General features: G+C 64.3%; 7 protein-coding genes. 4 read left to right on the top strand and 3 right to left on the bottom strand.

Annotation, left to right across the window (positions count from 1 at the left end):
- Positions 1-12: 12 nt before the first annotated feature.
- The gene (locus PQQ96_RS34315; RefSeq protein WP_408300754.1) at positions 13-858 is read right to left on the bottom strand and encodes an alpha/beta fold hydrolase; all 846 of its coding nucleotides are present in this window, start codon (positions 856-858) and stop codon (positions 13-15) included.
- Entirely contained in the window at positions 855-2285 is a 1431-nt protein-coding gene (locus PQQ96_RS34320; RefSeq protein ID WP_408300765.1) for an O-acetylhomoserine aminocarboxypropyltransferase, read from the bottom strand. Before PQQ96_RS34320 ends, PQQ96_RS34315 begins: the two co-directional genes overlap by 4 nt.
- A gap of 239 nt (positions 2286-2524) precedes the next feature.
- Between PQQ96_RS34320 and PQQ96_RS34325 the strand changes: the two genes are divergently transcribed.
- The 4 genes from PQQ96_RS34325 (at position 2525) to PQQ96_RS34340 (ending at position 7956) form a co-directional block, all read left to right on the top strand.
- Positions 2525-2989 carry a CBS domain-containing protein gene (locus tag PQQ96_RS34325; RefSeq protein WP_408300756.1) on the top strand — a complete coding sequence of 155 codons (465 nt, stop codon included), beginning with the start codon at positions 2525-2527 and terminating at the stop codon, positions 2987-2989.
- Positions 2990-3141: 152 nt separating this feature from the next.
- The gene (locus tag PQQ96_RS34330; RefSeq protein ID WP_408300757.1) at positions 3142-5079 is read left to right on the top strand and encodes an MFS transporter; all 1938 of its coding nucleotides are present in this window, start codon (positions 3142-3144) and stop codon (positions 5077-5079) included.
- A 244-nt stretch (positions 5080-5323) separates the two neighbouring features.
- Positions 5324-6424 (top strand): chorismate synthase, encoded by a 1101-nt coding sequence (gene aroC, locus PQQ96_RS34335; RefSeq protein WP_120302257.1) that lies wholly within the window; start codon positions 5324-5326, stop codon positions 6422-6424.
- A 56-nt stretch (positions 6425-6480) separates the two neighbouring features.
- Positions 6481-7956 carry a tetratricopeptide repeat protein gene (locus tag PQQ96_RS34340; RefSeq protein ID WP_408300759.1) on the top strand — a complete coding sequence of 492 codons (1476 nt, stop codon included), beginning with the start codon at positions 6481-6483 and terminating at the stop codon, positions 7954-7956.
- Between the two features lie 137 nt (positions 7957-8093).
- Here PQQ96_RS34340 and PQQ96_RS34345 read toward each other — a convergent pair.
- Positions 8094-8229: 4Fe-4S dicluster domain-containing protein (locus tag PQQ96_RS34345; RefSeq protein ID WP_155635548.1), on the bottom strand; the 136-nt coding region annotated here is incomplete at its 5' end.

Here is an 8229-nt window from a genome sequence, read left to right on the forward strand (position 1 = left end):
GATTCGCAGCGGCTATTGAACGCCCTGTGGAACGGCACGGGCGGCCTTCGAGGCGAAGCTGAACAGCGCGTCGAGCGTGGCATCCGGCTGCTCGGTCATCAGGGCATGCCCGGCTTCGAGCATGATGGTGTCGACCGGTACGCCGGCTTGAGAGAGTGCGTCGGCGATCGCTTTGGCCGCGCGCGGCGGCGTCATTGCATCGCGCCGCCCGATGATCAAGCGCGCCGGGCAACGCACCTGCGTGGCGCGTGTGAGGCCATCCGCGTAGCTATTGCAGGCGGTGAAGTCGGTGTGAAACAGGTGCGGCTCGCCGCTCGCCGAGACCCGCTCCATCAGCCGCTGATTCATGCCGTGCAGCCAGAAGCCCGGGCCGGGGCACGACGGCTTGGCGGCAAGCGTCGAATGCGACCATTGATTGACCATGCCGATTGCATCGGGCTCGCGATGCAGGGCGGCGTCGAGCAAGGTGTCGGAGACGGCCATCGGCACGGCGGTGGCGAGTAGCGCCAGCTGCGTCACGCGCGCCGGATAGCGGCCGGCGAAGTCGAGTGCGATCAGCGAGCCCATGCTGTGGCCGGCCACGAATGCGCGCTCTACGCCGGCGGCGTCGAGCAGGGCGGCCAGCCAGTCGGCCATGGCTGTCACGGTGGTGAGCGCCGGGCCTGCGCTGCGGCAGTGTCCGGGCAGGTCGACCGCCAGCACGCCGAAGCCGTGATGCGCGAAGTAACGCGTTTGCAATGCCCACACGCTATGGTCATGTTCGGCGCCGTGGATGAACACGGCAGTCGGCAGGCTGGAGTCGAATGGTTTGCCGCCGGTGTACGCGTAAGCGGGGTTGCCTTGAACGGTGAGGATCATGCGGACTCCGGGCGGGGTTTGACGGTATTGGCAGGCGGGGCGGATGGGATGTCGTTTGCCGAAGCAGCGGATGAGCCGGAATCGCTGTTTTTTGCCACGCTGGACGGACCGGATGGTCCACTTCCCGGTGCCGTCGTCGCGCTCGCTTTCTGCGCGGCTTTGAGCGCGCGCTTGAGGTCGTCGATCAGATCGTCGGGGTCTTCAAGGCCGATCGACAGGCGGATCGTACCTTCGGTGATACCGGCTGCGGCGAGCGCGGCGGCGTCCATCCGGAAGTGCGTCGTCGATGCAGGGTGGATGACCAGCGAGCGCGCGTCGCCGACGTTCGCGAGATGCGAAAACAGCGAGAGCGCTTCAATGAAGCTGCGTCCCGCGGCGCGATCACCGCGCAGATTGAAGCTGAACACCGCGCCCGTGCCGCGCGGCAGCAGACGCTTCGCGAGCGCGTGATCCGGATGCGACGGCAGTTCCGGGTAGGCGACCGCTTCGACGGCAGGGTGCGCGCACAGGAATTCGACCACCTTGCGCGTATTCGCGACGTGCCGTTCCATGCGCAGCGGCAGCGTCTCGATGCCTTGCAGCAGTTGCCAGGCGGCTTGGGGATGCAGGCATGCGCCAAAGTCGCGCAAACCCTCGCGACGCGCGCGCAGGAGGAACGGCGCGACGGTGCTTTCTTCGGCGAACACCATGCCGTGAAAGCCCTCGTACGGTTCGGTAAATTCGGGGAAGCGGCCGGAGGCGTCGAAGTCGAATGTGCCGCCGTCGACGAGTACACCGCCGATCGTGGTGCCGTGGCCGCCGAGGAATTTGGTTGCCGAGTGATAGACGAAGTCGGCGCCATGCTCGAACGGCTTGAGCAGGTAGGGCGTGGTGAAGGTCGAATCGACCAGCAACGGCACGCGGTGTTCGTGCGCGAGCTGCGCCACCGCGGCGATATCGAGCACGTCGAGGCCGGGGTTGCCGAGCGTCTCGCCGAACAGCAGGCGTGTGTTCGGACGCAGAGCGGCGCGCCACGCATCGAGATCGCCGGGTTTGACGAAGCTTGTCTCGATGCCGAAGCGCCGCAGCGTGTAGTGCAGCAGGTTATGCGAGCCCCCGTACAGCGCGCTGGACGCGACGATATGGGAGCCGGCGCCCATCAACGTGGCGATCGCCAGATGGAGGGCCGCCTGGCCGCTGGCTGTGCCGATCGCGCCCGCGCCGTTTTCCAGCGCGGCAACGCGCTCCTCGAACACGGCCACGGTCGGATTCGAGATGCGCGAATAGACGTGGCCGGCACGTTCCATATTGAAGAGCGCCGCGGCGTGGTCCGAGTCGCGGAACGAAAACGAGGTGGTCTGGTAAATAGGGGTGGCGCGTGCGCCGGTGGTCGGGTCGGGCGCTGCGCCGGCATGCAGCGCAAGCGTATCGAAACGGTTGGCGGACATCGTGGGCGGCGAGGCCACGGACGGCCTCGCGAAAGGTGAAAGTGGCGGCCATGCTATCACCGGCATGAATCGCTTCAAGCGCGGTTTTCCCGATGCGCGGGGTCAGGACGGTGCCGGGCTGACCGTGCAAACGCCCGCTGCGCCTTGGTGGGCGGGCCGCTTTCCTTTTGCGGACCTTTCCGCTAGGATCGAAAGTCAATCAGGCATTATTAGCTTAGCGGGTATCACGGAGACAGATCATGCGAGTCAGCGACATTCTTAAAGTCAAAGGCAACACCCTTTTCACGGTTACGCCAGATACCACGCTGCACGACGCAGTCAATACCATGGCCGAGCACGATATCGGCTCGCTGGTCGTGATGGAATACGGCGACCTCGTCGGCATGCTGACGTTTCGCGAAGTGATTCTGACGCTGAGCAAGCACGGCGGTAGCCTTGGCACCAACACGATCCGCAAGTTGATGGACGACCATCCGCTCACCTGCACACCCGAGACGGACGTCAACGAGGTTCGTCGCATGATGCTCGAGCATCACGTGCGCTATTTGCCGGTGCTGGAAAGCCGCACGCTGATGGGCGTGATCTCGTTCTACGACGTCGCGAAGGCGGTCGTCGAAGAGCAAGGCTTCGAAAACCGCATGCTCAAGGCCTACATCCGCGACTGGCCGGAAGAACAGCCGGAACAGCAACCGGCGCCGCGCTAACTAACGCGCGGCGGCTCACCGCGGCGCTCGCGCCGTTGCCGTGAGGGTGAAGATGCTGTCAAGGCGCGCGCGAAAGCGTGCGCTTTTTTTGTGTCCGGCCCGTTCCTCCTTTGTTGTTCTTTTAGCCCGTTTTCTGCCCGTTCCGGAAATTCATGAGCGATCGTCCGTTACCTGCTGCCCGCCGTGCCGCCCGCCCTCACGAGTCGCACGAGTCGCAGTTCCGCCTGCTCAGGCAGCGCCGCTTCGCGCCGTTTTTCTGGACCCAGTTCCTCGGCGCGATGAACGACAACGTCTTCAAGATTGGCTTCACGTCGCTTGTGACGTATCAGGCGGCGCGCTTTTCCGGTGTCGATCCGAAAACGGCGGCGTTCCTGATCTCGGCGATTTTCATTCTGCCGTTCGTGCTGCTGTCGGCCACCTCCGGGCAGATCGCGGACAAGTACGACAAGGCGATGCTCACGCGCTTCGTCAAGAGCTTCGAAATTGTCGTGATGTTGATCGGCGGCGCGGGTTTCTGGCTGCATAGCGCGCCGCTGCTGTATGCGTGCACGTTTCTGATGGGCGTCCATTCGACCGTGTTCGGACCGGTCAAGTATTCGTACCTGCCGCAGCATCTGTCGAAGTCGGAGCTGGTCGGCGGTAACGGCATGGTCGAGATGGGCACCTTCGTCGCGATCCTGATCGGCACGATTGTCGGTGGCGTGGGCGCGGGTTTCGTCGAGCATGGCGCGGTGGTGCTGGCCTGTGCATGTGTCGGGATTGCGCTGGTGGGGCGGCTGGTGTCGAACTTCGTGCCTGTCACGGCGGCGCCGCAGCCCGATCTGCGTATCAACTGGAATCCGGTCAGCGAGACGTGGCGCAACCTGAAGCTCGCGCGCGAAAACCGGACGGTGTTTCTGAGCCTGCTGGGGATTTCCTGGCTATGGTTCGTCGGCGCGACCTTTCTGTCTTCGTTTTTCAGTTTCGCGAAAAACGTGCTGTCCGCCGATCCGGACGTCGTGACCGTGCTGCTCGGTACGTTCTCGATCGGCATCGGCATCGGCTCGCTGCTGTGCGAAAGGCTCTCGAAGCGGCGCATCGAAATCGGCCTCGTGCCGCTCGGTTCGATCGGCATGAGCGTGTTCGCGATCGACCTGTTCTTCGCGAGTCATGCGTTGCCGGCCGCCGGGCATCTGCTGAGCGTCGGCGAATTCCTCGTGCCGGCTGCCCATTGGCGCGTGCTGGCCGATCTGTTTCTGCTGGCCATGTTCGGCGGCTTCTATAGCGTGCCGCTCTATGCGCTGATCCAGAGCCGCAGCCAGCCGAGCCACCGCGCGCGCATCATCGCCGCGAACAATATTCTGAACTCGCTGTTCATGATCGTCTCGGCGTTGATGGCGATGGGGTTGACCGCAGCCGGCTTCAGCATTCCAGCGATTTTCCTCGTCACCGCGCTGCTGAACATTGTCGTTGCGACGTACATCTATTCGCTCGTGCCCGAGTTTTTGCTGCGTTTTATCGCCTGGGTGCTGGTGCACACGTTCTACCGGATTCGTCTGGTGCATGCCGAACGGATCCCGGAAGAGGGCGCGGCCGTGCTGGTGTGCAACCACGTGAGCTTCGTCGATGCGATCGTCATCATGGCCGAGAGTCCGCGCCCGATCCGCTTCGTGATGGACTATCAGATCTTCAAGTCGCCGTTCGCCGGCTGGGTGTTCCGCCATGCGAAGGCGATTCCGATCGCACCCGCTCATCAGGATCCGGCGTTGCTGGCGCGCGCCTATGAGCGCTGCGCCGAGGCGCTCGCCGAGGGCGAACTGGTCTGCATCTTCCCGGAAGGCAAGCTGACAAAGACCGGCGAGATGAATCCGTTCCGCCACGGCGTGACCGAGATCATCCGCCGCACGCCGGCGCCCGTGATACCGATGGCGTTGCGTGGACTGTGGGGCAGCGTATTTTCGCGCGCCAACGACGCGCACTGGCCGCGACCGATCCAGAAGGGTGTGATGAGCCGGCTGACGCTGGCGGTGGGCGAGCCGATCGATCCGGCAGAGGCGACGCCGGAGGTACTGCAGCAGATCGTCACCGAGTTGCGTGGGGCGCGGAAGTAGCGCCGCCCGATAACGGCCTGCCGATCGGGCCGGTAGCGCAAGCCGCGGCGTCGCGGAATTCGCGGTTGTGTCCCGCGTTGTGTCCTGTGTTGTGTGCTGTTGTGGCAGGTATTCCGGCGCTCCGACCTGCGACCCCGCCCGGGCCGGCGACTTGTCCGGAAGGCATAGGACTCGCGCAGTGCGGCTCTCGCCCCGTGAGGGCTGGCATAATGGTGCCTTCCCCGCATTTCTTTGGACGACGCCCATGTCCGGCAACACGCTCGGTACGCTTTTCACTGTCACGACCTTCGGCGAATCGCACGGCCCCGCTATCGGCTGCGTGATCGACGGCTGCCCGCCGGGCATGGCGCTTGGCGAAGCCGACATCCAGCTCGAACTCGACCGCCGCAAGCCGGGCACGTCGCGCCACGTCACGCAGCGCCAGGAAGAAGACAAGGTCGAGATCCTGTCGGGCGTGTTCGAAGGCCAGACCACCGGCGCGCCGATCGCGCTGCTGATTCGCAATACCGACCAGCGCAGCAAGGATTACGGCAATATCGCGGACACCTTCCGTCCCGGTCACGCCGACTACACCTACTGGCAGAAATACGGCATTCGCGACTATCGCGGCGGCGGCCGTTCGTCGGCTCGTCTGACTGCGCCGACCGTGGCGGCCGGCGCGGTAGCGAAGAAATGGCTGCGCGAAAAGTTCGGTACCGAGATCCGCGGCTACATGGCGGCGCTCGGCGAGATCGACGTGCCGTTCGTTGACTGGGCGCATGTGCGTGAGAACCCGTTCTTCGTGCCGAATGCGGAGATCGTGCCGGAACTCGAAAGTTACATGGACGCGTTGCGCAAAGACGGTGACTCGATCGGCGCACGCATCAACGTCGTGGCTTCCGGTGTGCCGGTCGGACTCGGCGAGCCGCTGTTCGATCGCCTCGATGCGGACATCGCGCACGCCATGATGGGCATCAACGCGGTGAAGGGCGTCGAGATCGGCGCCGGATTCGCCAGCGTCGCGCAACGCGGCTCGGTGCATGGCGACGAATTGACGCCGGAAGGCTTCGTCGGCAACCACGCGGGTGGCGTGCTCGGCGGTATTTCGACCGGACAGGACATCACGGTGTCCATCGCGATCAAGCCGACTTCGAGCATCCGCACGCCGCGCCGCTCGATCGACAAGGCGGGGCAGCCTGCCATCGTCGAAACGTTCGGGCGCCATGATCCGTGCGTCGGCATCCGTGCCACGCCGATCGCCGAATCCATGCTCGCGCTGGTGCTGATCGACCACGCGCTGCGCCACCGCGCGCAATGCGGCGATGTCGCCGTCAGCACGCCGAAGATCGCGGCGAGCGCGCCGTAAAGGGCGCTCTCTGAGCGTCCTGAGCGTCCTCGAACTGCGCGTGCAGCATCGTCTCCATGACCGATACGAACCTCGAGCCGGCGGATAGCCCACTCGCGGAGCTGCGTGCGCGCGCCGCCGCGCCGCATGCCGGCGCGGCCGACTGCCTCGCGCTGGGACAAGCGCTGCTGGAACGCGCCGGCCGCGACAACGCCCTTCGGCGCGAGGCGCTCGCGGCGCTGGTGCGTGCTTACCAGCTCGATCCCGCCTGCGAACCCACGTTGCTTCACACGATCGCGCAAACGGGCTTCATCGTCCGCGACTGGTCGCTGGTTGACTCCGCCACGGCGCTGTTGCTCGAGCAAAACGCCGAAGACGCTAACGCGCTGATCTGGCGCGCCGCCGCCGTGCAACATGGCAACGACTTCGACACGGCTGAGCGATTGCTGCGCGAAGCGGTGCGCATTGTGCCGGGCAATCCAGTGGCGCTTCACAAGCTCGCGTTGTGCATCAAGGAGCAGGCGCGGTTTGCTGAAGCGGAAGCATTGCTCAGGCAGGTGCTGGCGTTGTCGCCGAATAACGCGCATGCGCTGTTCGATCTGTCGGAACTCGAGATCCGCACAGGACGTTTCGCCGAAGGCTGGGTGCATTACGAATCACGCGTCGCATTCGCCGACGATCTGAATAACGCGCAGCATGCGCTCGCTGCGATCAGCGCGCATTGGCAGGGCGAATCGCCGGAAGGCAAGACGCTGATCGTGTACGGCGAGCAGGGCAACGGCGACTGCCTTTGGGCAGTGCGCTTTCTGCCGCTGCTGGCGGAGCGGGCGCGACGCGAGGGCGGCCGCGTGATTTTTGGTCACGACGGGCCGTTGCGGCATCTATTCGAACGGATGCTGCCTGGCGACTTGGCGCTCGAAACGAGCCTTGAAACGCGGCCGGATTTCCATTGCGGATTGATGAGCTTGCCGCTGCGGCTTGGCATCTTCGATGCAACGGGGTGGGGTGCGCCATATCTAAGCGCTGAGCCCGCGCGTGTGCAGGCATGGCGCGAGCGGGTTCATGCGCACACGGCCGCCAAGCCGGGCAATCGCAATGTCGGTTTAGTGTGGAACGGCAATCCTGACCATATCCGCGATAGGTGGCGTTCGGTGCCCGTCGAGCAACTCGAGCCGCTATTGAGCGCGCCGGGCGTGACCTGGTTTGCGTTGTCGCCTGGGCACAGCGAGACGGTCGCGCAGTGGCGTGCCAATGGATTCGATGTTGTCGACCTGACCCACCATTTTCAGTCCGGATTCGACGATGTCGCCGCGTTGCTGGCGAATCTGGATCTGGTCGTCACGATTGATAGCGGGCCCGCGCATCTGGCGGGGGCGCTCGGCGTGCCGACGTGCTTGATGATCGATCATGTGTCGGCATGGTTTTGGGGCGACGAATCGAGCACCACGGCCTGGTACGATTCTATTGAGCTCTTTCGACAGCCTGAGATTGGCGCGTGGGCGCCGGTGCTGGCTAAAGTGCGAGAGCGGATTGAAATGATGCGGGGCGTTTGAGCTTTTTTGCTTTGCGCGTGGCGTTGGCAATGCGCCTGCAGATAATGTTTCTTTGCCTTCTGCCTGCCTGGATCGATTGACTGCGTGCCGTGCGCGGACAGACAAACAAGCTCCGCGCACGGCAAGCAAACACCGAATCACATATTCGGATAGTTAGGACCGCCACCACCTTCAGGCGTGACCCAGACGATATTCTGCGTCGGGTCCTTGATATCGCAGGTCTTGCAGTGCACGCAGTTCTGCGCGTTGATCACAAGCCGCTCACTGCCGTCG

Origin of the sequence: Paraburkholderia sediminicola (assembly GCF_046027825.1) — a bacterium.
Classification (GTDB): domain Bacteria; phylum Pseudomonadota; class Gammaproteobacteria; order Burkholderiales; family Burkholderiaceae; genus Paraburkholderia; species Paraburkholderia sediminicola_D.